This is a genomic window from Aliikangiella marina (assembly GCF_007004765.1).
Taxonomy (GTDB): Bacteria; Pseudomonadota; Gammaproteobacteria; order Enterobacterales; family Kangiellaceae; genus Aliikangiella; species Aliikangiella marina.
The window spans coordinates 960,526-987,440 of the sequence record NZ_VIKR01000002.1; the positions used below are offsets into that span (position 1 = coordinate 960,526).

Consider the following 26,915-nt stretch of genomic DNA (forward strand, 5'->3'; position numbering starts at 1 on the left):
ATGGATCGGTTGACAATATTTGGGTTATTTATTGCCGTTTTGGCGATTTTTGGTGGCCAAGTAATCGAAGGTGGAAGCATTGATGCACTGCTTGACTGGGCGGCATTTATTATTGTCGTTGGTGGTAGTGTCGGAGCCGTAATGGTGCAATCCCATGCGTCGACTTTTGGTAAAGCAATGAAAATTTTTAAGTGGGTGTTTAACCCACCGGTGCCGCCCGTCGAAGAGGGAGTAACGCGGATTACGGCATGGAGCAACTTAGCGAGAAGAGAAGGCCTTTTAGGCTTGGAAAAAAACATCGACGATTCAATCGATCCATTTATATTAAAAGGACTTAATATGTTAGTTGATGGCAATGATGCGGACGCAATTCGAACCGCTTTGTTTGTGGAATTAGATGTTAATGATAAAGAGTTATTAAAAGCGGCAAAAGTTTTCGAGTCAATGGGCGGATATTCGCCGACTTTGGGAATTGTTGGTGCCGTTTTAGGTCTAATTCATGTTATGGGCAACTTAAGTAACCCTGAACTGCTTGGCTCAGGAATCGCTACCGCATTTGTGGCGACAATATACGGTGTCGGTTTTGCTAATTTGTTTTTTATTCCGGTTTATCACAAGTTACGAGCGGTCATCGCGCAACAGTCACAGTATCGAGAAATGATCATTGAAGGTATCTCCGGTATCGCTGATGGCGAAAATCCGCGAGTTATTGAAGGCAGGCTAACTGGATATATCGTTAAGTAACAATATTTTTGGAAATATGAGTTAAAGGATCATTAACACAATAGGAAACCCTTCACAGGTGAGTAAAATATGCGTCGTCGACGATATCGAGAAAGAGTCTTTGATGATGATCAGGAAACTGGTCGTTGGCTGATATCCTACGCGGATTTTATTACCCTTCTGTTTGCATTTTTTGTCGTCATGTACTCCATTTCGCAGGTTAGTGAAAGTAAGTATAAACAACTCGCAGACTCCCTTATTGTCGCATTTGATACGCCTCAAAGAAGCTTAGACCCACTGCAAATAGGCGAAATTAATCGTAGTCTTCAACCTATCACCGGCGATGATATTGAGCAACCTGAAGTCGATTCTGAAAGTGAAGAGTCAGGCAATATGGACTCTGAAAACTTTGCAACTTTAGATGAGTTTAAAGCGCTGGAGAATGGCTTACGAGAATCGCTTGGCGATCTAATTGAACAAGACCTCGCCGAAATAAATTCGGATGCTAATTGGATAAACATTAATTTACAAAGCGGATTATTGTTTAGTTCTGGAAGCGATGAGCTGAATCAGGCCGCTGACCCACTGTTGAGTGAAGTTTCTGAGCACCTTAACAAAAATCGACAGATGATTTTAGTGCAAGGGCACACTGACAATATCCCAATAAACACTGAAAAATTTCCCTCAAATTGGGAGCTTTCCAGCTCCCGAGCTGTCGCGGTGGTACGCAAATTGCAAAATCTCAATGTATTGCCCGAACGCATGAGCGTTGAGGGGCATGGCGAGTTTAAACCGATAGAATCTAATGATACGCTAGAGGGACGGTCTAAAAACCGTCGCGTAGTAGTCTCGATTTCGCGTAAACAAGCGTTAACCGAGCCAACATCGACGGCGCAAGTGGTTCCTTCGCCTTCTCTGCCAGCAACGGAGACGGTGACTAAGGATGCAGAACCAGAATTCGATATTGTCCGTTTACCCGGAGGCGGAATTTTGATTCGCGGCAAAGAGTTGCCGGAACAAGAGTCAGACGGACAAGATAATTAAGTGAGAATGATACAGTGAAAATTTGGACTGTAGCCAATCAAAAAGGTGGAGTTGGCAAAACAACAACTGTTGCCGCCTTATCAGGTATTTTATCAGAACAAGGGCATCGGGTTCTGATGATCGACTGTGATCCCCATGCATCACTGACTGCTTACTTCGGGTTTGATAGTGAAAAACTCGATGCGACCCTATACAATTGGTTTTCTGAAACTCCAACGACGACCCAACAAGCACTCCGTACCATTAAACAACTACAAGAACCGCGAATAAGTTTAATGCCAGCGGCGTTGAGCCTAGCCACGCTCGATAAACGATTTAGTGATCGTGAAGGGATGGGGTTAGTGTTAACCCGAGTATTGAAGTTGTTGAGCGAAGAGTATGATTACGTTTTAATCGATTGTCCCCCGGTTCTGGGTGTATTGTTAGTTAACGCTTTAGCAGCCTGTCAACATCTTGTTATTCCTGTGCAAACCGAGTTTCTCGCCATCAAAGGGCTCGAACGGATGATGAATACGCTGAATATGGTGATTAAAGCGCAACATCACTCCATTGGCTACACCATAGTGCCGACGATGTTCGACCGACGTACTAAAGCATCGATTCAAGCGCTCAGAAACATGCGTGATGAGTTTGGTCATCATTTATGGGACAAGTGGATTCCAGTCGATACCAAGTTTAGGGATGCATCTAGAATTAACAAAACGCCGAGTCGTGCTTTTCCAGAAACTCACGGTGTCGAAGCCTATCTAAAACTTGCTAAATCAATGTTGTCGATAACTTCTACTGAATCAGTCGCATCGGCCACTGGGTAAAAGGTTTATCGTTGCACTATGAAATTAAATAAACCGCCAGTCAGTGAAGAGCAGACAATTCTCGAGGATTACGTTGAGTTTTTATTAACGGATTTATCGAATGTTCATCCGCTTAAAAAGTCGACGAGTAAAAATATTTCTGATTTGGTTTCGGAAAAAAAATCACCGCATAAACCAGCACCCGAGAAGCACGAACGGGATCAGATGCCAGTATCATTTACTAAGGGCCAATCACAAGAGAGTCACGACAAATTTGTCAAAAATGAGTCAACGCAAGAATCAAGCGTCGATCGTATTTCGACGGTTGAAAACGAACACCCTAAATGGTCCACTATTGAGAAAGCTTCTGCAAAAAGAAAGCAAGTTTCAAAAAAGTTAAAGCCGGAAGATAAGCAAGTATCGCAAGAATCGACAGTTAATCAAGATTTAGACATCGAGCAAGCAAAAAAAGATATCAACGCTAATCCTGCTGATCGGAATAGTCAGTGCACACCAGAGTCTTCATCGGTGATCCCGCAAAGCAATGCGAAGGCTAATCCGAATTTCATCGAAGAGTCCGAAGAAGAGCAACTAAAAGAGTGGGATAAAATTATCACTCAAGAAAAAGAGCAGGCCTATATAGCTGAGCACCTAGAGGATGATACCCAAGAGCCTAGTGATGCGAACGACGTTTCAGTTGATAAAGAAAATGTAACCGGTGAAGCGAATGTTGATGCGAAGCTCGGTCAAAGTGCTAGCAAGAATCGTCAAGAGGGTAAGGAAAATAGCGGTACATTGCTTCAACAAACAAGAGAAATCATCGACTCGTATTTACCGGAAGAAGCAACTCAAGATCCCCGGTTAAAAAATGTCGAAAAGTTACTGTCACGGATTTCTCTTGCGACCATGCCAAAAGCAGAAGCAAAAGGTGCCCCCGCTCAAGATAAAGGCGTTAATGAGCCTGTGGTTGAGCAAGATCCACAGCACCTTGCAGAAGCGGCACAGGCCACTTTCATGCATCGAGATGCTCAGCGGACTAAAGATATTCTTCCTGAGGTATTTCAGACTTTGATTTTTCAAGTCGGTCAATTACCGTTAGCTGTTCCACTATTAAAGCTGGGAGGAATAATAAAAGTTTCGCAGGAAGATATTACCCCTCTAGTCGGTACACCAGAATGGTTCATGGGATTAGTACCAGACGACAGAGGCAAGTTGATGGTTATTGATACTCAAAAGTATCTCATGCCAGAACAAGCACCGCTCGATCAATCGAGTTATCAATATTTAATCGTCTTGGACAATTCAAATTGGGCTTTGGCTTGTAACTCAGTCGGTGACGCGAAAAACCTCACAACCGGTGATATTCGGTGGTCGGAAAAAACATCTCGACGACCATGGTTTGCAGGTATGGTCGTCGATTATATGAGTGCATTAATCGAGGTGGATGAATTAATCAATATGCTCGCAGCGAATATTACGGATTAACTTTCTCCTCCCATTTAAATAATATCTCCCTAAAATATCTTCACGTTATTAACTCGCTTTTGCCTCGAGCGGTTGTGAAACAATCGTGTCTGCTCGAATCATCATTGCGTCAAAAAATCCCGCTCGCAAGTTGAGCGCCATTAGCATACCTTCTCGAATCATTTCTCTATGTCTGTCGTAGCGAGCATATTCAACCGCAATGTTATTAATAATTTCACCATGCTCGTCGTCGAGTAAAGCATGCAAGTCGAAAAAAACTCGATCTTTCTCACTGACATTAAGGAAGTTTTTTATGGCTTGTAAAATGGGTTTATAGATATATTTTACGATATTCTCTGTGCCGAGCCCCATGGCACCGAGCGATTGAGCCGCACTACCCGCGGAGCAGGCGTTGAGAAACATATGACTCCATATTTTTGCTTCGTCACTAAAATCATTTTGCTTGCGGTAGGATTTATCATAGCCAATGGCATCAAGGAAACGCATAAATAATAGGGGATGAGGAACACCTTGTACCCACTCCATTTTTATTCCAATGCTGGTTAACTCCTTAGCTTCATGTTCGTCTATATGTCCACTCTCTTCGATTAAGTTTTCAACTAGCCAGTCGCGGTGTTGTCGCGACTCTAGTTTGGATATGGTTGCAGTCAAATACCTCAAAAAGTCCTGGCTATAGGCTAAATATTGGAATGCAAAATCTTTTAGGACTGCGCTAGGATCAGTAAAACTTCCGCTGGCTAGTCGAGTTAAGTATGGATGATTGACTGCACGATGTTCAAGCGCCTCCTGATTGAGATCGGCAATAAAGTGTTGAGCGTTTGACTGACTATGCGATGGTTGTGAAGTACATAAGAGCATAACAAAACCCCTAAAATAATTGTGACAATAGAATTTTGAAAATAATTTTATTGCGATAAAAAATAAAGATTGAATGGAAAAATGTGAACCGTTTCACGTCGAATGCTGAGATAAAATCTACAAAGAAATCGAACCATCTCTTTTTGAGAGAAATTTTGTTTTATCGATAACAATACAAATGCTAGAAGGTATACTGCTGATCAAACTTATATTGTTTTTTGAGTAACGAATGACATTTTCTTCGAAAGATTTTAATCGCACTCGATCTGACTTTGATGTGGTTTTACCTGAAAAAATCATCCATAAAAATGTTTGCGAATCAGGAGAAAATCAGCAGTTTAATGAAGAGAGACAACATCCGGTACATATTGTTGATGTTGATTCAAAAACGATGAGTATGACAATAGGCAAGCTGCTAGTTGATCAAAAAACCAATAAACACAGACATTCTTACGAAACGATTATTTATATCCAACAAGGTGTTGGTAGAAGCATTATTGAAGACAAAACGATTGAGTGGCAAGCCGGTGATGCCATTTATGTACCGGTATGGGCTTGGCATAGTCACCATAATCTCGGTTCGCAAGAATGTATTTATATCGCTTGTGAAAATACACCTTTATTACAAAACTTAGGTGTGGCATTACGCGAAGAAAGTTAGCTGATGAAAGTTAGTGGATAGAAATTGGTCGAGGAAAACTTGTCAATAGTTTAGATGTCGTGTGATAGACAAATAAGGAAGGGAAGAATAAAAGAAGGAAAGAAGGAAAAAAGGAAAGAAGGAAAGAAGGAAAGAAGGAAAGAAGGAAAGAAGGAAAGAAGGAGCATCAATCGATGCTCCGAATAGGATTGATCAACTCACTTTGTCTAGATGTACATCCATTTGGGGATATGGAATAGAAATATTCTCTTCATCAAAGACGAGTTTTATTTTCTCATGAGTGTCGAAGTAAACTCCCCAATAGTCTGCAGAATTTACCCAGGGGCGAACTGCAAAATTAACGGATGAATCAGCCAGCTCTGAAACCGCGACTAAAGGTGCCGGATCGGCGAGAATTCTTTCGTCTTCTTCAAGCACTTTCATAATAAGGTTTTTAGCTTTCTTAATATCATCATCGTAGCCAATTCCAAATACCATATCGACTCTGCGAGTATCTTTAGCGGAGTAATTGATGATAACGTCACCATAAATTTTACCGTTAGGTACAATCATCAATTTATTGTCGCCTGTTCTGAGCTGGGTCGAAAAAATTGATATCTTTTCGATAACACCTGCTATTCCTGCAACTTCTACAAAGTCGCCTGAAGTGAACGGACGGAAAACAATAAGCATAACACCAGAAGCAAAGTTCTGAAGTGAACTTTGCAGTGATAGACCAATCGCTAAGCCTGCCGCACCGATAAGGGCAACGAGTGAAGTTGTATCAACGCCGAGCTGTCCGACAGCAGCAATGATCACAAATAACATTAAAATGCTATTGATAATAGCGGAGACAAAGCTGACTAAGACACCGTCAAGATTAGCTTTGTTTAACAGCTTTTTTGTCAGGCTCACTATCCCTTTTACAACCATCTTACCAACGAGGAATATGACGATCGCAAAGATGAGGTTTAATCCATAAGGAATAACATATGTATCAATTATTTTTTCAAGATCGGTTTGAGTAAAATCCATTATACGTACCTTTAGATTGAGTATTCGACGGCCGATAAAAGCCGTCGTTTGGGATTGTTAATAATTTTTGTTTATTGTGCTTCTTTGACTCGAGTTTTTATTTCAGCTTGAACGCGTCTGTTTTGCGCTCTGCCTGCGGCAGTGTCGTTACTGGCGATCGGTGAAACCTCACCAATTCCGACGGCACTCAGTCTTGAAGCATCAATGTTAAAGTTATCAATGAGATACTGCATTACGGCTTTAGCTCTTTTCTCAGACAATTGTTGGTTGTAAGATGCTGCGCCACGATCATCGGTGTGACCTTCGATGACAACACTAGTATCTGGATATTGACGCATAAAGTCCGCAACACGTTGAATTTCAGTTCGGTAATCATCCGTCACTGCATCACTATTATTCGCAAATTGAACGTTTAAAGTGATTGAGACATCTTTTTCTAAAATGATTCGGCATCCTGATGAGTCAACTTTTGCGCCATTAGGTGTTTGAGGGCATTTATCCATAGAATCAACAACACCGTCGCCATCGCTATCAAGCTCGCAACCTTGACTATCAACTTTAATACCTGCTTGTGTATTAGGGCATTGATCAAAATTATCGTTAACACCATCATTATCAGAGTCTTTTGGCTGTTGCGGTTTAGGTGCGGGGGCAGGTTTAGGCGCTGGTGCTGGTTTTGCGCTTCGAGTTGATGAGCTCCCGAAATGATAAACACCGCCGAAATAAACATTGGTATCCCAGCTGCTATCGTCTATTTCAAGAATCGCATCAGCACCGAACAGTAAATTAAATCCTTTGCCAGAAGCCCATTCATAACCCATACCGAATCGACCCATTGAGGTATCATCGGTTAACGGTAATTCGTCAAATTCGCCAAAACCCACTTTCCAGAAAAATGAATCTTGAGAGCGAGGGTTATAGCGATATTTTGCATTTAACGATGACATTCGAGTTTCAAAGTCAATCGTATTTCCCGGTGAGATTTGAGTTTGAAATTGTGTTGTTTCAAGCTCAATTCCCCAATGGTCTGACAGCTGATAGCCAAGCGTTAAATATAGGTCACTCGCGTCTTCTAACGCATTGTCGTCGCTGAAGTAAATGCTATTAATACCGAGGCCTAAGTAAACGCCGCTATCTTCTTCTGCTTTGACTGAAAACGAGCTAATAGAAAATATTAGTGCACTAAGCACTCCCCAAAATAACTTCATGAGTCCCTCCTAATAAGAACTGGATAGTGGTAATGGATAAAAGACTTGATGTACTGCACTTAGAGAGGCTGCGTAGGATTGTTAATTTTTGACCTAAGTGTTCCCTGTTTATCATCAAGGTATCAATAAGTTAACAATAAATTGTTACTAATCGATTATCCGTTGTGCTATATCATAATCGATTATATTGCTAATGCATACATTTAAAATTTTAAGGAAATGACTGGTGAATAAACCTAAAATCTTGCTAATTTCCGGCTATGATGCTGCCAGTCATCGACATTGGCAGGAGTGCCTTGCTTCAGTCTTGGATGGGTTTGAATGGACTCAGATAGCGCTTCCTGCTCGCAATTTCTCATGGCGGGTGAGAGGCAGTGCATTAAATTTGTATGCCGAGTACTCGCAACAACTGGCAGACGATTACGATCTGACTATCGCAACTTCAATGGTTGATCTAGCGGCGCTCCGCGGATTAGTGCCCAAGGTTTCTCAAGTACCGAATATTCTATACTTTCATGAAAACCAGTTTGTTTACCCGATATCCAAAGATCAACCCAATATCTTAAATGCTCAATTATCGAGTCTTTACAGCGCACTCAGCGCCGACGAGGTTTGGTTCAATTCAGAATACAATCGACAGAGTTTTGTGCAAGGAGCTCGTACCTTGCTGAAAAAGCTCCCGGACCGTTTTGATGGCAAACTACTTGAAGGGCTAACTGCGAGGTCGCGAATATTGCCTGTGCCCTTAAAGCTGTCTCCATCAGCCCATATTCCGCTCAAAACGGTCGCGAATCCCCCTCACATCCTGTGGAATCATCGCTGGGAATACGATAAGCAGCCAGAGGTATTTTTTGAAGCGCTGCAGAGGCTCAAACAAAATGGTACTGCGTTCGAAGTCAGTGTTGTTGGTGAATCCTTTCGAGAAATCCCCCCTTGTTTTGAGGTTGCAAAACAGCAATTATCGGCAGAAATTTTGAACTGGGGTTACCAGCCTAGAGAAAAATACCTGCAAATACTCGCACAAGCCGATCTTGTGGTATCTAGCGCTATTCACGACTTTCAAGGGCTAAGTGTATTAGAAGCCATTGGGCAACATTGTTTGCCGATTGCACCCAACCGCTTGGTCTACCCTGAATACATTCCAGCAAACTATCTATATGAAGTTGGCGACAACAGTTGCTCTGAAAGCGAACAATTGGCTAGACATCTCATGACTCATATTAATAGCAAAGACTTCCAACCTATTGATATAAATAGGTTTTATTTGCAAGATTTAATGCCGAAATATCGTCAACGAATCTTAGAACTTATTTCTTCAGCGTAAACTAGCGGAATTCAACTCATCACATAATTTGCAGTTTCGCTGGGTTATTGAGCGCTGTTTGGCTACTTGTTACATTTTTTAACCTATTCAGCAAAGCTTGCTGGCAATAAAACAGCTAACTTTTCGCTCAAAATAAGGTACAATTCGGGCCTTTTTTACGAGACAACCAGTTTTTGTCGCGAGATTTATGTCCTATACCCAATATATTCGAAATTTTTCTATTATCGCTCATATTGATCACGGTAAGTCCACGCTTTCTGATCGATTGATTCAGGTTTGTGGCGGGCTTACAGAGCGCGAAATGTCTGAGCAAGTGCTCGATTCTATGGATTTAGAGCGAGAGCGAGGGATTACCATCAAGGCTCAAAGCGTGACCTTGAACTACAACGCGAAAGACGGTAACACATATCAGCTTAATTTCATTGATACGCCGGGCCATGTGGATTTTTCCTATGAAGTCTCGCGTTCGCTTGCGGCCTGCGAAGGCGCGCTATTGGTCGTAGATGCCGGTCAAGGTGTTGAGGCGCAAACTTTAGCTAATTGCTACACCGCGATTGAGCAAGATCTTGAAGTTATTCCCGTACTTAATAAAATCGATTTGCCGCAAGCAGATCCGGATAGGGTTGCACAAGAAATCGAGGACATTATTGGCCTTGAGGCAATGGATGCGGTCCAATGTAGTGCCAAGACTGGAGTCGGTATCGAGGACTTATTGGAAGAGTTGGTAGAAAAAGTACCGGCACCTGAAGGCGACCCTGAGGCTCCGCTTCAAGCGTTAATTATAGACTCATGGTTTGATAACTATTTGGGTGTTGTTTCATTGGTGAGAGTTGTTCAAGGAACACTTCGTCAAGGCGATAAAATGCAAGTAATGTCGACGGCGAAAGCACACCAAGTGGATTTTGTCGGTATTTACACGCCAAAACGCAATGATTTACCGGAACTTAAGGCCGGTGAGGTTGGTTACGTTATTGCTGGAATCAAGGAGATTCAAGGTGCGCCAGTAGGAGATACGCTTACCTTAGCCAAAGCGCCTGCTGAAGAACCTTTGCCTGGATTTAAAACCGTAAAACCACAAGTTTACGCGGGCTTATTTCCGGTGTCCTCAGATGATTATGAAGCCTTCAGAGATGCGCTAGCCAAGCTTAGCTTAAACGATGCGTCCTTATTCTATGAACCTGAAAACTCGACTGCACTGGGTTTTGGATTTCGCTGTGGCTTTTTAGGCATGCTCCACATGGAAATCATTCAAGAGCGCTTGGAGCGAGAATATGATCTTGACTTGATCACCACTGCGCCAACCGTTGTTTTTGAAGTAATCAGTTCGAAAGGTGAGACACTCTATGTCGACAACCCATCAAAGCTTCCCGAGCCAGGCGAAATTGATGAAATGCGTGAGCCTATCGTGGAAGCGAACATTTTAGTGCCACAAGAGCACCTTGGTAGTGTAATTACCTTGTGCGTTGAAAAACGAGGTGTTCAAACCAAGATGGAGTATGTCGGTAACCAAGTCTCACTATCTTATCATCTGCCGATGAATGAGGTGGTGTTGGACTTTTTCGACCGGTTGAAATCGGTCAGCCGCGGTTATGCTTCCTTGGATTATAATTTCAAACACTTCCAACAGGCTGATCTAGTGAAATTAGACGTATTAATCAATGGCGACAAAGTAGACGCGCTAGCGATAATCGTTCACAAAGACCAAGCTCAGTACCGTGGGAGAGAGTTAGTTGAAAAAATGCGCGAGCTGATCCCAAGACAAATGTTTGAGGTCGCGATTCAAGCGGCTATAGGGAATCATATTGTCGCGCGTTCAACGGTTAAAGCGTTGCGGAAGAATGTTACCGCCAAATGTTACGGTGGTGATGTTTCTCGAAAGCGAAAGCTACTAGAAAAACAAAAAGCAGGTAAAAAACGAATGAAAAAAGTGGGCCGAGTTGAGATTCCGCAAGACGCGTTCTTGGCGGTCCTTCAAGTAGGTAAGGACTAACTTTTTCAATTAATTTGGGATCATTGCGGTTAAAAAAAGGAAAAATGCATGAGTAGCAACTACGGCTTAATTTTGGTCGTTTTGACTTTTGTCTCTGGAATTATCTGGTTAATCGATATTTTTACGACTGGTAAAACGCGTAAGGCGGCATTGGCCAAGCTTTATGAGCAAGATAAAAATCCCAACGAAGAGACAATAAAAGCTGTCAGTCGCGAGCCAATACATGTCGATTATGCGAAGTCATTTTTTCCAATTTTGCTGTTTATTGTCGTGTTGCGTTCTTTTTTGTACGAGCCCTTTCAAATCCCTTCCGCCTCGATGAAACCAACTCTGGTTGAGGGTGATTTTATTTTAGTTAACAAGTTTAACTATGGATTACGGTTGCCAGTGACTTCAAAGAAAGTGGTCGAAATCGACAGTCCGCAACGTGGAGATGTTGCCGTTTTCAGAGCGCCACATACTGGCGAAGACTACATTAAGCGGATCGTCGGATTGCCAGGTGATACGGTCTATTACACGTCAAACAAAGAACTACACATATTACCATTTTGTCAACCTGAGTTGGCGCCGCAAGATTGTCCTAAACGTTATCGCGTCAATCGCACTTTAGTGTCAACGGAAAAGTATTTAGACATAAACCCTTCAACGGGGGCGGTCAGAGAGAACGACCACTTTTCAGAAAAGCTTGGTGAAAGAGAACATGAGATTCTTATCAATCCAAGGGCACCTGAAGAACGCAAGTATTATATAGGGTATTATAAAGGCCCTGCGCCGGCAGTTAAGTTTTATCGAGACGGTAGTTCATTGCCGATTAAAGCTTATGAATATAAAGTCCCTGAAAAAAGCTATTTTGTGATGGGCGATAATCGGGATAACAGCGAGGATGGTCGATATTGGCCAAAAACGAATTTTGTTCCAGAAGAGAATTTGGTTGGACAAGCGGTTTATGTATGGTTACACCTCGATTTTGGTTTAAAAAGTCGATGGTTTAGCTGGGTGCCGACAAACATCGAGTTTGGCAGAGTCGGTGAGATAAAATAATTATCCTCACGATAAAACAACTTTATGATATGATTTTATAAAAGCGCATGTTTTTAAAGGGTTTTTCTATGCTAAAAGTAAAAGGCCGAACTCCTAGAGGACCTGTTGCAGGCCGTTATCAATCGGGCCTTACTACATGGTCGATGTTGACTATCATGTTGATGGCCGGGCTCATTCTTTATGTTTCTGGAAACTTACTACCAGCCTATATGGAGCATGGGATAATCAAGGGATCCATGCAAGAGGTTGTTAATCAGCGTGGTTTTGACAACATGACTGCAACTCAAATTCACGCCGCGATCCAAAAAAGAATGGTGGTTGACAGTGTACGTGGGTTCGATAAAAGTTCGTTCAAAGTGAGCAGAGAAAAGTCCGGTAAAAAGTTTATCGTTATTGATTACGATAAAAAAGTGCCCTTATTTGGCAACATTTCAGCTTTAATCGAGTTTGAAGAAGAAATAAGACGCGAAGGGCGTTAATTCAAGTTCATGTCTCCTAGTCCAAATTTAGCGCGGTTGCAAAAAGTGCTCGGGTATCAATTTAACGATATTCAGTTACTTAAAATGGCCCTAACTCATCGTTCTGCGAGCAGCAAACACAACGAAAGGCTTGAGTATTTGGGTGACGCTATACTCGGCAGTATAATCGCTAATCAACTTTTCAATCAGTTCGAAAAAGCTGATGAAGGTCAACTGAGTCGCTTGCGTTCGTTCTTGGTGAAAGAAAAAGCACTTTACGAACTGGCCCAACAAATTGGCCTAGGTGATTACTTGCGTTTGGGTAGCGGAGAATTAAAAAGTGGTGGCTTTCGTCGAGCCTCAATTTTATCCGATGCGTTTGAAGCAATAATTGGTGCGGTTTATCTCGATAGCGATTTTCCAATCACAGAGCAATTTGTGTTAACACTCTATACCGATAAGCTAAAATCGCTGTCTTTGGATATGGCAAAAAAAGATCCAAAAACCCAGCTACAAGAGTGGTTACAGGCGAAAAATTTGGCGACGCCGAGTTATCAAGTGGTTCGTTCGACCGGCAAAGATCATGCGAAGTTATATTGGGTTGAGTGTTCTGTTGATTTTGATGATTTGGTCGCTGAAGGGACAGGCGCGAGTCGTCGAAAAGCTGAGCAAGATGCAGCAGCAAAAATTCTGGAGAAAATAGCAAATGGCTGAGTCGAATATGCATTGCGGGTTTGTTGCATTTGTTGGGCGACCAAATGTTGGTAAGTCGACTCTGCTGAATCAATTGTTGGGTCATAAACTAAGCATCACTTCTCGCAAACCGCAAACAACGCGACATCGTATCATGGGAATCGATACCATTGATGCTACTCAAATGATTTATGTTGATACTCCTGGTCTTCACAAAAAAGAACCCAAAGCGATTAATCGTCTGATGAATAGGGCGGCCTCAAGTTCCATTTCAGACGTTGATATTGTGGTGTTTGTTGTCGAACCGGGAAAGTGGACCGAGGATGACCAATTGGTTCTTGACCATATCAAAAGCACTAATCGTCCCGTGGTCTTGTTCTTAAATAAAGTTGATCAAATAAAAGACAAAGAAGCACTTCTACCGATATTAAAATCGTTAGCAGAGCGACACAATTTTAAAGAGATTATTCCTGGTTCTGCACTCAAAGGACAGCAGGTTGAAGCGCTAAAGTCATACTTATTAGCGGCGATGCCTGAGGGTGATTTCGTTTTTCCGGAAGATTATTACACTGATCGAAGTGAGCGTTTTCTTGCGGCGGAAATCATTCGAGAAAAACTAATTCGCCAGCTTGGTGATGAATTACCCTATTCAATCACGGTAGAAATAGAGCAGTTTAAAGCGGATGAAAACGGTTTATTGAAAATAAACGGTCTGATTCTTGTCGAGCGAAAAGGACAAAAATCCATTGTTATTGGAAAAGGCGGTCAACGATTGAAACAAGTTGGCACAGATGCTAGAAAAGACATGAAGCGTTTATTTGGGCAAAAAGTATTTTTGGAATTGTGGGTTAAAGTTAAAGATGGTTGGGCCGACGATGAGAGAGCTTTACGCTCTTTAGGGTTTGATGATTTTAAAGAATAACCGCTCTCTACCTGCAAACAGCAGGCAAGGTTTGACAAAACCGTGAACTCAAAAAACGAAAGAGTGAAAGCGATAATACTTCATGCCAAACCTTACCAAGAATCTAGCATGATCTTGCAAGTTTTTAGTTTTGAGTATGGCCTCTTTTCTGTGATTGCTAAGGGGATCAAAGGCAAAAAATCACAAGCCAAAAAGGCGTTACTGCAACCTTTTCAGATACTCACGCTAGAGATCACCGGTCGAAGCAACCTCAAAACATTGGTCGGATGCGAGTTAGAATTTAATGAGGCTATTAATGCCTCACTATTCAGAGATAGAAAATTAGCATGCGCTTTTTATGCTAATGAAGTTTTGATTCGTGCTCTCCCGGAAAGACACGAATTCCCTGATTTGTTTAAGGCTTATTGTCAACTGCTGGCGAACATTGCAAATACTGAAAATTATTCAGCATCTCTTCGACAATTTGAGTTGGTGTTGTTGCGGGCCATCGGTGTTGCACCAGATTTTAATTTTGATATCGAGGGCATGCCAATTTTGGCTGACAATAGTTACATACTCAGTGTTCAGGGGGGGTTCTCCAAGGCAACCAAGATAGAGCTGAATGATAGCTTCCCGGGAAGTGTCATTTTATCATTAGGCGAAGGGTTGATTACCGAGAGTCATCTAAAACAAAGCGAACAAATTTGTCGACGATTAATGCGAAGCGTTATTGGTGATAAACCTTTACAGAGCCGAAAATTGTGGCAACATAGCAACTTAACCTGACCGCTATTTTTCTATTCAGAGATAATTCGATGAGTAACAATCCAATCTATCTAGGCGTAAACGTCGATCATGTAGCGACTATTCGACAAGCTCGAGGCGTCAACTATCCTCAAGTACTTCAAGCTGCGTTAGTGGCAGAGCAGGCAGGGGCTGACGGAATTACGATTCATTTGCGAGAGGACCGGCGTCACATTCAAGATAGAGACGTCGAGCTAATCAAAGAGTGTATTAACTCTCGATTAAATCTTGAGATGGCGGTGACCGATGAAATGCTCCAAATCGCGAAAGCGACACAGCCCGAATATGTTTGCTTAGTGCCTGAAAAAAGGAAAGAAGTGACGACTGAAGGTGGTTTAGATGTATGCGGGAATTTTGAAAAAATTAAAGCGGCTTGTAACGAGCTAGGTGAACAAGGAATAAAAGTTTCTTTATTCATCGATGCTGAACCAAGACAGATTGAGGCTGCCCAAAAAGCGGGTGCACCCTTTATCGAGATTCATACTGGGCATTATGCTGATGCTGAAAATACTCAAGTTGAAAAAGAGCAACTTCAGCTGATTTGTGACGGCGTTCGATTAGCCAAAGATTGCGGACTAATGGTCAATGCTGGACATGGACTTCACTACCATAATGTATCAGCTATCGCTGCGATTCCGGATATCTACGAGCTAAATATCGGCCACGCGATCATCGCCCAGTCTGTTTTCAGCGGCCTTGCTAAGGCAGTTTCCGATATGAAATCGCTTATGCTCAACGCTCGAGGTATAAGCTAGACCATGAGTATTTTTGGGATTGGGATCGACCTTTGTGAAATCGAGCGCATCGAGGAATCGTTGGAGCGACATGGCGAACGGTTTGCGCGAAAGGTTCTCAATTCAAATGAGCTTGAAATCATGGCCAAGCAGAAGTTTAAGGCGAGATATCTTGCCAAGCGGTTTGCCGCGAAAGAAGCTTTTGCTAAAGCGATGGGGACCGGAATCGCGGATGGGTTAATTTTGCCCGATATTGAGGTTTACAGTGACCAAGCAGGTAAGCCTCATATCCGCTTACATGGCAAAGCAGCAGAAAAGCTCAATGAACTAGGCGATATGGTTGTTCATTTGAGCATTAGCGATGAGAAAGAAACGGCTATCGCCCAAGTCGTCATAGAGAGGCGCGTTTAGTGGCTAATAGAGGAATAAAAATTGACAATCTCATTTTGTGATTGAACATTTTAGACACACTGGGCTACAATAACAAAATCTATTAAATTCAACTAGTTATCCACAATAAGGCTTAGCCAATCAAAACGCTGTTTTCTCAAGGAACGTCACACTCAACGCGTCTCTTTATCGTCGTGCTGGTCTCTTGCGCGCTGATGTTTGTTGATCATCACCAACAACACTTGAAAGGGGTTCGCGCAGCGCTCGCAGCATTTGTCACGCCTATTGTCTATCTTGCTGATATCCCAGGAGAATTTTTTGCGTGGGGCGGTGAAAACCTGGTTTCAAGAAGCCAACTAAGACAAGAAAATGCGCGCTTAAAGGATGAAGCAGTGGTGTTGAAGTCTCAATTGCAGACGTTAGTTGGTTTACAAGCTGAAAATGCTCGACTCAGAAACCTATTGGGTACAGAGAGTAAAAGCGTACAGCGGAAAATGGTTGCTGAAATTATTCGAATAGACAGTGACCCGTTTAGTATGCGGTTTTTACTGAATAAAGGTTCGATGCATGATGTTTATGTCGGACAAACAGTCATTGACGCGTATGGTATTGTCGGTCAAGTGGTTGAAGTTGCCGCAATGACTTCGCGAGTATTGATGATTACCGATGTGAGTCACGCGATTCCCGTCAAAGTCAATAGAAACGGTGTTAGGTCGACGTTGGTGGGAACCGGTCAAATCAATCGAGTCGAACTTCAGTTTGTTCCGGATACGACAGATATTAAAGTTGGTGACTTGCTGATGAGTTCAGGATTGGGACAAAGATTTCCTGATGGTTATCCGGTGGCACAGGTCACGTCAGTACAAAACAGCCCGGGGGCCGCGTTCGCTAAAATTGTCGCAGCGCCTTTAGCGAAATTGGATCAAAGTTCGTTGGTTCTCTTAATTTGGTCTGATTCGCAAGGCACTGAACAATCGGAGTTGTCACAATGAAGGGCCAAGCGGAAAGTAAGGGAACTGTTGCAATCGTTGTATCCTTATTTGTTGCAATGCTTATGAATACGATTCCGTTCCCAGACTTAGTCACGTTGTTCAAACCAGATTGGGTGGCGATGGTTTTGGTCTATTGGGTTATGGCACTACCCAACCGAGTCGGCGTTTTCAGTGGATTTTTATTGGGCCTATTTGTCGATGTGTTAGAAGGCTCGCTGCTTGGCATTAACGCCCTGTCCTTGGCGGTTGTGGCGTTCTTAATTCAAATGCTATATCACCGGCTACGCCTTTTTCCACGCTGGAAACAGGCCATTAATGTTGCCGTCATTGTCGGAATTCACCGGTTATTGGTCGTTATCTTATCGGGACTCGTCGAGCCGGTGAGCACAGGGATTAGTTATTGGTTTCCTCTTGTCGCGGTTGCAATCTTTTGGCCTTGGGTTTTTATTATTTTGCGTGATGTTCGACGTCGCTTTTGTTAGTTCTGTTAGTGAGTAGACGATGCATTCAAGGTTTCCGAAAACAATATTTCTCGCCTCACAATCGCCGCGGCGCCAAGAGTTATTGGCGCAAGTCGGCGTAAAATTTAAGTTGTTTCGTTCTGAAATCGATGAATCAGTCAAAGCCAATGAGTTGCCGCTTGAATATGTAAAACGAATGGCGAAAGAAAAGGCGCTATCTGCCTGGCAGCAACTTGAGGCTGATCTTTCCGTCCAAGCGGATGACGCCCTAGTGCTGACCGCCGACACCAGTGTTGTCCTGGGGACGGCTATTTTGGGTAAACCGGTAAGCCCATCAGATGCGAAACAAATGCTCAAAAAGTTGTCTAACACAACACATGAAGTGATAACTAGTGTGGCGGTGAAAGATAAAAAAAGCTTCTCCAGCGAAACCAGCATCACCGAGGTACAATTTTGCCAGTTGAACCAAAGTTTAATCGATGATTATGTCGATACTGGAGAAGGTGTTGACAAAGCTGGCGGCTATGCGATTCAGGGACTTGGTGCGCAATTCGTGAAATCAATAAACGGCAGTTATACCGGTGTGGTAGGCTTACCTTTGTATGAAACCTGTTTGTTATTAGACAAACATCTTAAGGGGAAATGATGAAAGAGGAAATTCTGGTCAACGTTACACCCCAGGAATGTCGAGCAGCGGTTGTTGAAAACGGTATGCTGCAAGAAATGTACATCGAAAGAGCGTCTAGCCGTGGCTTAGTGGGTAATATCTATCGCGGTAAAGTCATTCGAGTATTACCCGGTATGCAAGCGGCATTTATCAATATAGGGCGAGAACGTTCAGCTTTTTTGCACGCCGCGGAAATCTTGCCTATCTCGGAAACCGAGATGATCGAAGATGAAAAGATTACGACGCCTGATATTAATGAGCTTTTGCATGATGGCCAAACTATCACCGTCCAAGTAATCAAAGATGAAATTGGTACTAAGGGAGCGCGTCTTACGACCCATCTGACTATCCCAAGCCGATTACTGGTAATGATGCCTGACAATCATCATATCGGCGTTTCCCAACGAATCGAAGATGAAGATGAACGACAACGTTTAAAAGACATATTAAGCGAAGCGACTGATTCGGTCAGTGCGGAAGAAAATCCAGGGTATATTATTCGAACTGCTGCAGAGGGTGCTAGTGCTGAAGAACTGCAGAGAGATGCTGATTTTTTAGGCCGTCTTTGGCAAACCATTAGAGCCAAAATACGTAAAGCAAAAGCCCCTTGTCTTGTCCATGAAGATCTCGATCTAACGATACGCTTACTGAGAGATTTAGCACCAAGCGGTTTAGAAACGATTCGAATTGATTCAGATGCGGTTCATGCTCGTTTGTTATCATTTGTTGAAGAGTTTATTCCGACGTTGAAATCTAAAGTTGAGCTTTATAGCGGTGAGAGACCGCTTTTTGACGTTTTTAATGTCGAAGACGAAATTGAAAAGGCGCTGCACAGGAAGGTTCAACTCAAGTCAGGTGGATATTTGATTATTGAGCAAACCGAAGCCATGGTAACTATCGACGTGAATACCGGAGCGTTCGTTGGTTATCGAAATTTAGAAGACACGATTTTTAAAACCAACTTAGAAGCGGCTTCTGCTTTAGCGCGCCAATTGAGGCTGCGAAACCTTGGTGGCATTGTGATTATCGATTTTATCGACATGAAGGAAGAAGAACATAAACGTCAAGTGTTGAGGACGCTTGAGAAAGCGCTGGAAAGAGATAATGCCAAAACACATATCTCGGAAGTGTCTTCATTAGGCCTTGTGCAAATGACTCGCAAGCGAAATCGAGAGAGTTTGGAGCATGTCTTGTGCGAGCCTTGCCCAACTTGTGATAGTCGAGGAAGTATCAAAACAGCGCAAACAATTTGCTATGAAATTTTTCGGGAATTGTATCGTTCGGCGCGAGCTTATGAGGCGCAAAAGTATTTGGTATTAGCGACACAGGAAGTTGTTGACCGTATGCTTGACGAAGAAGCTTCGCATTTAGCCGAGCTTGAATCGATGATAGGCAAGCCGATTAGGTTCCAAGCCGAAAGACTATACAATCAAGAGCAGTTCGACGTCGTTTTGCTTTAATTTATACCGCTAACATAAAACGCTTTTGAGACAATTTGTGGAAACTAAACTGAGCAATCCGATTACCAGAGCCTGCATTTTTATGGTGAATAAACTGTGGTTGCTTTTTGCTACTTTGGTCATCCTAGTGGCGTTAGTTTTTACTTTGTTAAGACTCGCGCTGCCCAAAATTGATGTATATAAGACGGATATCGAACAATGGATTGAAAACCAATACCAAGTCGAAGTGGATATCGCTGATATCTCTGCAGAGTGGGGCGCTAACGGTCCTGTTTTATCTTTAAATAAGTTTGAAATTAAATCGGATGATGGTCAACTTGATTTGCTTGAAGTTGATTCGCTAGAAATTGATGTTGATGCGCTTGGTTCAGTATTAGCAGGTAGGCTAGTTACTGAAAATATCAGCTTGATCGGTCTACGGGTTAACGTCCTATTAGACAGACAGTTAGCGGTACGTCTCGATACTTTAGAAGACGACCAACAAACTGAAGCGATTCCCGATGTCGATGAAACCAGCCAAGTGATATTAAAAAATATTTTTTCACAGAAAAAGCTGGTTGTCCTCGACTCCTTTATTAGTGTGGAGACTTTAACAGGTAAGTCTTTTAACTATCAGATAGCTCAGCTAGATATCGAAAATTTTGACGAAGTTCACCAGTTCAAAGGGCAGCTCGACGATGAGTATGGCGGGAGTATCAAACTCGTCGCCGAAATGGTTGGTGATCCAGCAGACGATGACAGCTATACCAATTTGTTTTTACAAGGCGAAAATTTAGATTTAACAGAGCTTCCAATTTATGAAAAACACCCCGAACTGCGACCTGCATCAGGAAAGTTCAATTGGCGAGTTTGGAGCGATTGGCGCGAAGGGCGTTGGAAGTCTGCGGTAGGCGATGTCCAAGTTGCTGAGATAAAGTGGAGTGTAGGGGAACAAGAAAAATCCGCAAATCTTATCAATACAGAGTTCGACAAATTTTCGCTGAATTTCAGCTGGAAATATAATACGCCTTCAACCGGCGAATTAATGTTTCACAATGCGACTTTGGAAGCTAATCAACAGAAATCAATCAATTTCTCAAATGTATACTTGCTATTTAACCAACTGGAGGCGCAAGATATTCAATGGGAATTTATCAGTCACGATTTTGAAATTGCGCCGCTGCTCGATTATTTTGCTTTGCCATTGATTGGACAGACACAGACGGATAACTCCTTAGTTGATGCAAATCTTAATATTAATTTATCCAGTTTAGGGGCTCGTTTCTTAAGAAAATCCGGTAACTGGTCAGCACCTGAGTTTTTTACCCAATTCGATAAGTTGTCTTATGACAATCTTTTTGACTTGCCAAAGATAACCAATCTTTCAGGTGATATTTCGTTTTCGCAAGGGATTGGTGCGCTTAACATTAGCGCAACCGACACAGAAATCGATTTAAACGGACTATTCAGGGACCGATTAACTTTTGAGTCGGTTGCACTTGATATTAATTGGTACACTGATAACCAAGGCAAATTAGATTTGCAAATTAATGATGCTTTTCTCGTCAATAATGATCTTAATATAGCCGCTAAATCGCGATTTTTTTATCATGACGAAAAGCCGACTTTTAGTTTATTTGCCGAAGTAAAAGATGTTGACCTGTCAACAAAGTCGACTTATCTTCCATCCGGAGTTATGTCAGAAAATTTGGTTAAATTCTTAGATGAAAGTGTAAAAAATGGTCGCCTAGATTTAGCTAAATCAGTTGTCCGCGGACCCCTTGATGCTTTTCCTTTTGAAAACCAAGATGGCATATTCTCAGTTTTAGGTTTCGTAAAGGATACCGAATTTAAGTTTTTACCTGATTGGCCTCAGGTAAATAAATTAAAAGCAAGGTTGTCGTTTGAGGGCAACGGCATGGATTTGCAAGCGCTGGGTGGCCAGTCTGGATTGGTTGATGTTAATTTCGCTCGCGCCGTTATCAAGGATTTTTCCGCTCCTAACACACCCTTTGAATTAACCATCGATGCTAATGCAAGAGATAACGGTGGGTATGAGTTTTTACGTCGTTCGCCTTTGTCAAATATTGCGCAGTCAATTTCAGTTCTGGACTATCAAGGGAACGCACAAACTAAGCTCCAGTTAACGCTCGGCCTGGACGATAGTTCCAACCTAAAACTATCTGGTAGCGTGATACCTGAGAAAAATAAAGCGATTGTTGCTGTTGGTGGATTTAAGTTTAACGAACTTAACGGTGAATTGCATTTTGACGAAAACGGTATTAAAACCAGCCAGATTGAGTCGAAATATTTTTCTGAACCCATTACGGCGACTTTAACTGGCGGAAAAAGAACATCAGATGCCGAGTTAACTATCGAAGCCTCTGGATTTGTAGGCCCGGCAGCGATTGCCGATTTAGTTGGAGAAAAATGGTCGACACTTGCTGAGGGTAAAAGTCTGATAAAAGCGAAAGTCGATATTGCACCTACTCAAGACAGCTCAGCGGTACTGCTTGAATTTCAATCAGACCTGGAAGGTATGCGATTAAGCTTACCCGGTTCTTTGGCAAAAGCCGCAGACGATACTACCCCGATAACAGTTAACGTACGATTAGACGAAATTTCCAATGTCACCATTGATTGGCGGGATTTTGATGGTCGTTGGTGGTGGAGTCAAGAAAATGGAAATTATCAGCACATCGGTGGTCGCTTTTTGTTGGCCAGTGAGCAAACATTACCAGAGAAGTCACTCAGTCAGTACACTGCAGAAGTTAATCTCGGTGGCGAGTCACTAGAAGAGTGGTTGCCCATCATCGATAAAATTATCGATCAAGCTGAGTCTTCTGAGGTAGCAACCGCCGAACAACGAGAGTCCTATTTTCCTGAGACATCAATCGCAATCCATGTTGAGCAATTAAATAACGAGTTATTCGATATTAAAGACTTGCAATTAGATCTGTCGAAAAAATCAAACGAAAACTGGTTGATTCGTGCATCAGGCCCCATCGGGCAGATTGATCTCACTTTAAAAGATAACGCGCCTTGGGAAGCGAAAATTGCTGGTTTGGATGTCAATTTTACCGAAAGCTTTAGACAAAAATTTTCAAATAGTGAATCAAGCGAAGCCCATCAAGTGGTTTCGAATGTCAATGATGACGAGGTAATAAATCAAGAAGCCAATCAACAGCAAGGGTTAGCTGAAAAGCCAGATATCATCACCACGAACAATCAAGGTGTCAGCAAAATTGATATAGTTTCTAATTGGCCGTCGATCAACATCGATTGTAATCAGTGCAAAATTCAACAGTTCGACTTAGGGACTGCAAAGTTAAGCTTAGTACAAGAAAATGGTCAGCTTGACCTGTTTGGAAATATCGCTAAGTCAAAGAGCCATACTTTACGATTTCGTTTAGGGTGGACTCAAGATAAGTTGACTAACGAAGAAGTAAATTCTAAGAATATTGCGAGCTGGAATAATTTGAGTCAAATCGATTTTGAATTGGCGAGTGAAAATATCGGCCTGTTGCTAGCGAGGTTGAATTATGAAAGTGGCGTAAAAGAAAGTCGGGGCTACATTAATGGCAATATGAGCTGGCCTGATACTCCGTGGGACTTTGATTTATTGGAAGCTGATGGCAAAGCGAATTTTACATTAGGTAAAGGTTATCTGAGTGAGGTTAGTGACGCGAAAGCTCGGCTATTTTCTCTGTTTAGTTTGCAAACCTTATCTAGAAGGTTGCAATTGGATTTTAGCGATGTATATAAAAAAGGTTTCTTTTACGATCGCATAAGAGGACAAGTATCCTTAGCGGATCAGGTGTTGTCGTCGCATAATATTTTTGTCGAAGGAAATGCCGCAAAAGTGACAATGATTGGCGATATTAATTTAAAAGATAAAACTATCGAACAGAATGCATTAGTTTTACCTCAACTCACTTCCAGTTTGCCTGTCTTAGTCGGTTGGGCTGTAGAGCCGACTACTGGGATCTTAGTCTTTTTGTTAAACAAAATATTTGAGCCAGCTATCGAAGTCGTTACCCAAATCGAGTACCGTATTCATGGCGCGTTAGATAATATGACTGTCGATGAAGTCAAAAAATCTCAGTCCAAAGTTAAATATGATACCCCGGAGAATCTACCGGAGGAAAATAATTTAGATCAAATGCTTGAGCAAGATGCGCAGCAAGATAAGTCTTTCTCGGATGAAACTGAGCGGGCAAAAGATATTGAGAATAAAAGATAACACTGCAGCGCTGGTTCGAGTGGAAAATTTCACGCTAGTGATACTTTAGCGAATACTGAACAATCGATATGAAATTATGGAAAATAAACGACTCAAAGTAGCTTGTGTACAAATGGTTTCGGGTATCGATTTTCAAGAGAATTTGGAAGTCGCTGCGCGCTTAATTGCACAAGCAAAAGATCGAGATGCTCAATTAATCGTATTACCGGAATTTTTTGCGTTGATGGGCAAAAATGAAAAGGACAAACTTGCCTACATCGAACCTCATGGAAGTGGACCGTTTCAAGATTTTCTCCACGAGCAAACCAAAAAAAACAAGCTATGGATTGTTGGTGGAACGCACGCGATTGATAGTGGCGTAATCAATAAGCCTTTCAGTCGGTGTTATGTTTATCGCCCCACAGGTGAGGTTGAAACTTGGTACGATAAAATTCATTTGTTTGATGTCGCTGTTGATGACAACACTAAGACTTATAAAGAGTCGAAGTATGCTTCACCAGGCGCTAGTATTAAATCATTTAAAATTGGGGCTTTTCATATTGGGCTCGCTGTCTGCTATGACTTACGATTCCCAGAGCTTTTTAGGCAACTAACATACTCGGGGTGTAATACGTTTGTTCTTCCGGCTGCTTTCACTGCGACAACGGGAAAAGCTCATTGGGAGATTTTGTTAAAGGCGCGCGCCATTGAGAATCAGACTTATATGCTTGCTTCTGCTCAGGCCGGGAATCATCAAAATGGACGAAAGACTTGGGGACACACCTGTGTTGTATCGCCATGGGGCGAAACGTTATCAGAAATGAGTCAAGGGCAAGGTGTAATTGAATATCAATTAAACTTGGATGAACTTGAAAAAGTTCGCAATGAGTTTCCCGTCTTAACCCACACAAGGCTATAATAAAGCTAAGTACGACGTGGATACCGTTGTACGAAGCTTGTTGGCTGTAAACAGCTTTTAGAATTTTAGGTTGAATGAAAGAAAATTTTGAAGCAAAGCGAGATTAATTAATATGGATCAAGTTTTAAAGACCGTTGAGAGTGAGTTTTTATCACCAGGGGCAATAGGGCAAAGCGATCTGACGACTACGTTAGAGTCTATGCTTTCTCATGATATTGATTTTGCCGAGCTATTCTTTCAAAGTACTAGTTATGAGTCTTGGGTTTTAGAATCAGGTATCGTTAAAGATGCCAGCTTTAGTAATGACAAAGGAGTTGGCGTTCGGGCTTTGTCTGGTGAGAAAACTGGGTTTGCCTATTCAGAAGAAATTATTTTACCTGCTTTAGAGCAAGCCGCGACAGCTTCAAAGAGTATTGCCTTGAAAGGGCATGGTGGTAGCGTGTCACTTACTGCTGCAGAACGTCCGCCGCGGCTATATCAAGAGTCAGACCCGTTAAAGAGTTTCACGGAGAAAGAAAAGTTAGAGCTATTACAAAAGCTCGACCAATACGCTCGTCAAATTGATACTCGAGTCACCGAAGTAATCGCTTCAATTTCTGGCGTTTTCGAAAAAGTTTTAATTTGCGCGACTGATGGTACTCTGGCAGCAGATATTCGCCCTTTGATCAGAGCGAGTGTTACGGTGATTATGCAGACTAATGGCAAAACTGAGCGAGGTAGTTCTGGCGCCGGTGGGCGCTATAGTTATGAATTATTGACAGACGATTTGCTTCAGCAACTTGCTAAAGAAGCAGTGCATCAAGCGAGTGTTAATCTTGAAGCGATTGAGGCCCCTGCGGGTATAATGCCGGTTGTGTTAGGTGCAGGCTGGCCTGGTGTACTTCTCCATGAGGCCATCGGCCATGGTCTCGAGGGAGATTTTAATCGAAAAGGTTCTTCCGCTTTCTCTGGACGAGTTGGTCAACGAGTTGCGTCGACATTGTGTACTATTGTTGATGATGGCACGATTGAAGGCAGAAGAGGGTCGTTGACTATTGATGATGAAGGAACACCATCACAATCAACGACCTTGATTGAAAATGGAATCTTGACCGGATACATGCAAGATAAGAAAAATGCGCGTTTAATGGATGCGCAATCAACTGGAAATGGTCGAAGAGAATCTTACTCAAGTTTACCACTTCCTCGCATGACGAATACTTATATGTTAGCCGGTGAAAGCGAACCTGAAGATATAATCAAGAGTGTAAAAAAGGGTATTTATGCACCGAACTTTGGTGGCGGTCAAGTTGATATAACATCTGGAAAGTTTGTATTTTCGACCAGCGAAGCCTATTTGATAGAAGACGGTAAGATTACCGCTCCAGTTAAAGGTGCAACTTTGATTGGCAATGGACCGGACGTTTTAACCAAAGTGAGTATGGTCGGCAATGATTTGGCTTTAGATAAAGGTGTTGGTGTCTGCGGCAAGGCTGGCCAAAGTGTACCCGTTGGTGTCGGCCAGCCAACACTCAAAGTAGATGAATTAACCGTTGGTGGAACCAATTAGTAGGTTAGTCTAGTTGAAAGGTAGATAAGTCTTGAACGAAAACAATAAAACCGATGATAGTCAAGATGATGACTTTATCAGTAAAACTCAATTAAAAAATGAAGCAAAAGCTTTGCAAACGTTTGGAAAAGAGTTGACAGAGCTTTCTCTGACAAAATTAGAGTCACTTCCTCTTAGTGAAACAACCATTTTTGCGATAAGAGACTACCATAAGCAATCGGGTAATATTGCGAAAAAGCGTCATCTTGCTTTCATCGGGAAATGTTTGAGAAGTGAAGATGCTGATGCGGTCAAATTAATTTTAGAGCAGGATGACTTCAATAACCTTCGTAAGCAAAAAAGTATTGCAAGCAATGATGAGCTAATTGAAGAGTTACTGGCTCAAGGCGATAAAAAAATACAAGAATTACTTCAGAAGAACTCAACGCTGGATCGGCAAAAGCTTCGTCAGCTCGTGAGAAACTTAGGTAAATCGCCTGAAGGTAAAAAGCGTAGCTCTGCTAAACAAAAACTTAATCAATATTTAATTGAAACTAAAACAAGTTAA

General features: G+C 42.2%; 25 protein-coding genes. 22 read left to right on the forward strand and 3 right to left on the reverse strand.

All coding sequences use genetic code 11. The features are described 5' to 3' along the window. The 4 genes from FLL45_RS10565 (at window position 1) to FLL45_RS10580 (ending at window position 4,043) form a co-directional block, all read left to right on the forward strand. On the forward strand, window positions 1–744 hold the full coding sequence (locus FLL45_RS10565; protein ID WP_142941980.1) for a flagellar motor protein: 744 nt from the start codon (window positions 1–3) through the stop codon (window positions 742–744). Between the two features lie 69 nt (window positions 745–813). Next, window positions 814–1,767 carry an OmpA family protein gene (locus FLL45_RS10570; RefSeq protein ID WP_142941981.1) on the forward strand — a complete coding sequence of 318 codons (954 nt, stop codon included), beginning with the start codon at window positions 814–816 and terminating at the stop codon, window positions 1,765–1,767. A gap of 14 nt (window positions 1,768–1,781) precedes the next feature. After that, window positions 1,782–2,579, forward strand: a complete 798-nt coding sequence (locus tag FLL45_RS10575; RefSeq protein ID WP_142941982.1) for a ParA family protein — start codon at window positions 1,782–1,784, stop codon at window positions 2,577–2,579. Window positions 2,580–2,597: 18 nt separating this feature from the next. Beyond that, window positions 2,598–4,043, forward strand: a complete 1,446-nt coding sequence (locus FLL45_RS10580; RefSeq protein WP_142941983.1) for a chemotaxis protein CheW — start codon at window positions 2,598–2,600, stop codon at window positions 4,041–4,043. Between the two features lie 48 nt (window positions 4,044–4,091). Here the strand turns inward: FLL45_RS10580 and FLL45_RS10585 are convergent, their stop codons facing one another. Then, entirely contained in the window at window positions 4,092–4,901 is an 810-nt protein-coding gene (locus FLL45_RS10585) for an iron-containing redox enzyme family protein (protein WP_142941984.1), read from the reverse strand. Between the two features lie 229 nt (window positions 4,902–5,130). Here FLL45_RS10585 and FLL45_RS10590 point away from each other — a divergent pair, with 229 nt between their 5' ends. Continuing rightward, window positions 5,131–5,562, forward strand: coding sequence for a cupin domain-containing protein (locus tag FLL45_RS10590; RefSeq protein WP_142941985.1), 432 nt, complete (start codon window positions 5,131–5,133; stop codon window positions 5,560–5,562). 192 nt (window positions 5,563–5,754) lie between these two features. Here FLL45_RS10590 and FLL45_RS10595 read toward each other — a convergent pair whose 3' ends face one another. Both FLL45_RS10595 and FLL45_RS10600 read right to left on the reverse strand, forming a co-directional pair. Next, the gene (locus tag FLL45_RS10595; protein WP_142941986.1) at window positions 5,755–6,576 is read right to left on the reverse strand and encodes a mechanosensitive ion channel family protein; all 822 of its coding nucleotides are present in this window, start codon (window positions 6,574–6,576) and stop codon (window positions 5,755–5,757) included. A gap of 71 nt (window positions 6,577–6,647) precedes the next feature. Continuing rightward, window positions 6,648–7,784 (reverse strand): OmpA family protein, encoded by a 1,137-nt coding sequence (locus FLL45_RS10600; RefSeq protein WP_246075807.1) that lies wholly within the window; start codon window positions 7,782–7,784, stop codon window positions 6,648–6,650. A 226-nt stretch (window positions 7,785–8,010) separates the two neighbouring features. Between FLL45_RS10600 and FLL45_RS10605 the strand changes: the two genes are divergently transcribed. The 17 genes from FLL45_RS10605 (at window position 8,011) to yjgA (ending at window position 26,915) form a co-directional block, all read left to right on the forward strand. Then, window positions 8,011–9,108 (forward strand): tRNA-queuosine alpha-mannosyltransferase domain-containing protein, encoded by a 1,098-nt coding sequence (locus FLL45_RS10605; protein ID WP_142941987.1) that lies wholly within the window; start codon window positions 8,011–8,013, stop codon window positions 9,106–9,108. Window positions 9,109–9,295: 187 nt separating this feature from the next. Beyond that, on the forward strand, window positions 9,296–11,098 hold the full coding sequence (gene lepA / locus FLL45_RS10610; RefSeq protein WP_142941988.1) for a translation elongation factor 4: 1,803 nt from the start codon (window positions 9,296–9,298) through the stop codon (window positions 11,096–11,098). A 48-nt stretch (window positions 11,099–11,146) separates the two neighbouring features. Then, window positions 11,147–12,139: a signal peptidase I gene (gene lepB / locus FLL45_RS10615; RefSeq protein ID WP_142941989.1), complete on the forward strand. Its 993-nt coding sequence runs from the start codon at window positions 11,147–11,149 to the stop codon at window positions 12,137–12,139. Window positions 12,140–12,207: 68 nt separating this feature from the next. Beyond that, window positions 12,208–12,618, forward strand: coding sequence for a DUF4845 domain-containing protein (locus tag FLL45_RS10620; RefSeq protein ID WP_185964408.1), 411 nt, complete (start codon window positions 12,208–12,210; stop codon window positions 12,616–12,618). A gap of 9 nt (window positions 12,619–12,627) precedes the next feature. Further along, the gene (rnc, locus tag FLL45_RS10625; protein WP_142941991.1) at window positions 12,628–13,311 is read left to right on the forward strand and encodes a ribonuclease III; all 684 of its coding nucleotides are present in this window, start codon (window positions 12,628–12,630) and stop codon (window positions 13,309–13,311) included. Beyond that, on the forward strand, window positions 13,304–14,212 hold the full coding sequence (gene era / locus FLL45_RS10630) for a GTPase Era (RefSeq protein ID WP_142941992.1): 909 nt from the start codon (window positions 13,304–13,306) through the stop codon (window positions 14,210–14,212). The genes rnc and era overlap by 8 nt, the downstream gene beginning before the upstream one ends. A 42-nt stretch (window positions 14,213–14,254) precedes the next feature. Beyond that, window positions 14,255–14,977, forward strand: coding sequence for a DNA repair protein RecO (recO, locus tag FLL45_RS10635; protein ID WP_142941993.1), 723 nt, complete (start codon window positions 14,255–14,257; stop codon window positions 14,975–14,977). A gap of 29 nt (window positions 14,978–15,006) precedes the next feature. After that, complete coding sequence (pdxJ, locus tag FLL45_RS10640) at window positions 15,007–15,750, forward strand: pyridoxine 5'-phosphate synthase (RefSeq protein WP_142941994.1); 744 nt, start codon at window positions 15,007–15,009, stop codon at window positions 15,748–15,750. Between the two features lie 3 nt (window positions 15,751–15,753). Next, window positions 15,754–16,140, forward strand: a complete 387-nt coding sequence (gene acpS, locus FLL45_RS10645; protein WP_142941995.1) for a holo-ACP synthase — start codon at window positions 15,754–15,756, stop codon at window positions 16,138–16,140. A gap of 128 nt (window positions 16,141–16,268) precedes the next feature. Continuing rightward, on the forward strand, window positions 16,269–17,111 hold the full coding sequence (gene mreC / locus FLL45_RS10650; RefSeq protein WP_281282205.1) for a rod shape-determining protein MreC: 843 nt from the start codon (window positions 16,269–16,271) through the stop codon (window positions 17,109–17,111). Beyond that, window positions 17,108–17,593 carry a rod shape-determining protein MreD gene (mreD, locus tag FLL45_RS10655; RefSeq protein ID WP_142941997.1) on the forward strand — a complete coding sequence of 162 codons (486 nt, stop codon included), beginning with the start codon at window positions 17,108–17,110 and terminating at the stop codon, window positions 17,591–17,593. Before mreC ends, mreD begins: the two co-directional genes overlap by 4 nt. Before the next feature lie 19 nt (window positions 17,594–17,612). Beyond that, a complete protein-coding gene (locus FLL45_RS10660; RefSeq protein ID WP_142941998.1) occupies window positions 17,613–18,218 on the forward strand; it encodes a Maf family protein in 606 nt (201 codons plus the stop codon). After that, entirely contained in the window at window positions 18,218–19,699 is a 1,482-nt protein-coding gene (gene rng, locus FLL45_RS10665; protein WP_142942262.1) for a ribonuclease G, read from the forward strand. Before FLL45_RS10660 ends, rng begins: the two co-directional genes overlap by 1 nt. 37 nt (window positions 19,700–19,736) lie before the next feature. Next, window positions 19,737–23,921, forward strand: a complete 4,185-nt coding sequence (locus FLL45_RS10670; RefSeq protein ID WP_142941999.1) for a YhdP family protein — start codon at window positions 19,737–19,739, stop codon at window positions 23,919–23,921. Between the two features lie 76 nt (window positions 23,922–23,997). Continuing rightward, window positions 23,998–24,819: a carbon-nitrogen hydrolase family protein gene (locus FLL45_RS10675; RefSeq protein WP_142942000.1), complete on the forward strand. Its 822-nt coding sequence runs from the start codon at window positions 23,998–24,000 to the stop codon at window positions 24,817–24,819. A gap of 112 nt (window positions 24,820–24,931) precedes the next feature. Further along, window positions 24,932–26,368, forward strand: a complete 1,437-nt coding sequence (gene tldD / locus FLL45_RS10680; protein ID WP_142942001.1) for a metalloprotease TldD — start codon at window positions 24,932–24,934, stop codon at window positions 26,366–26,368. Window positions 26,369–26,399: 31 nt separating this feature from the next. Beyond that, window positions 26,400–26,915: a ribosome biogenesis factor YjgA gene (gene yjgA / locus FLL45_RS10685; protein WP_142942002.1), complete on the forward strand. Its 516-nt coding sequence runs from the start codon at window positions 26,400–26,402 to the stop codon at window positions 26,913–26,915.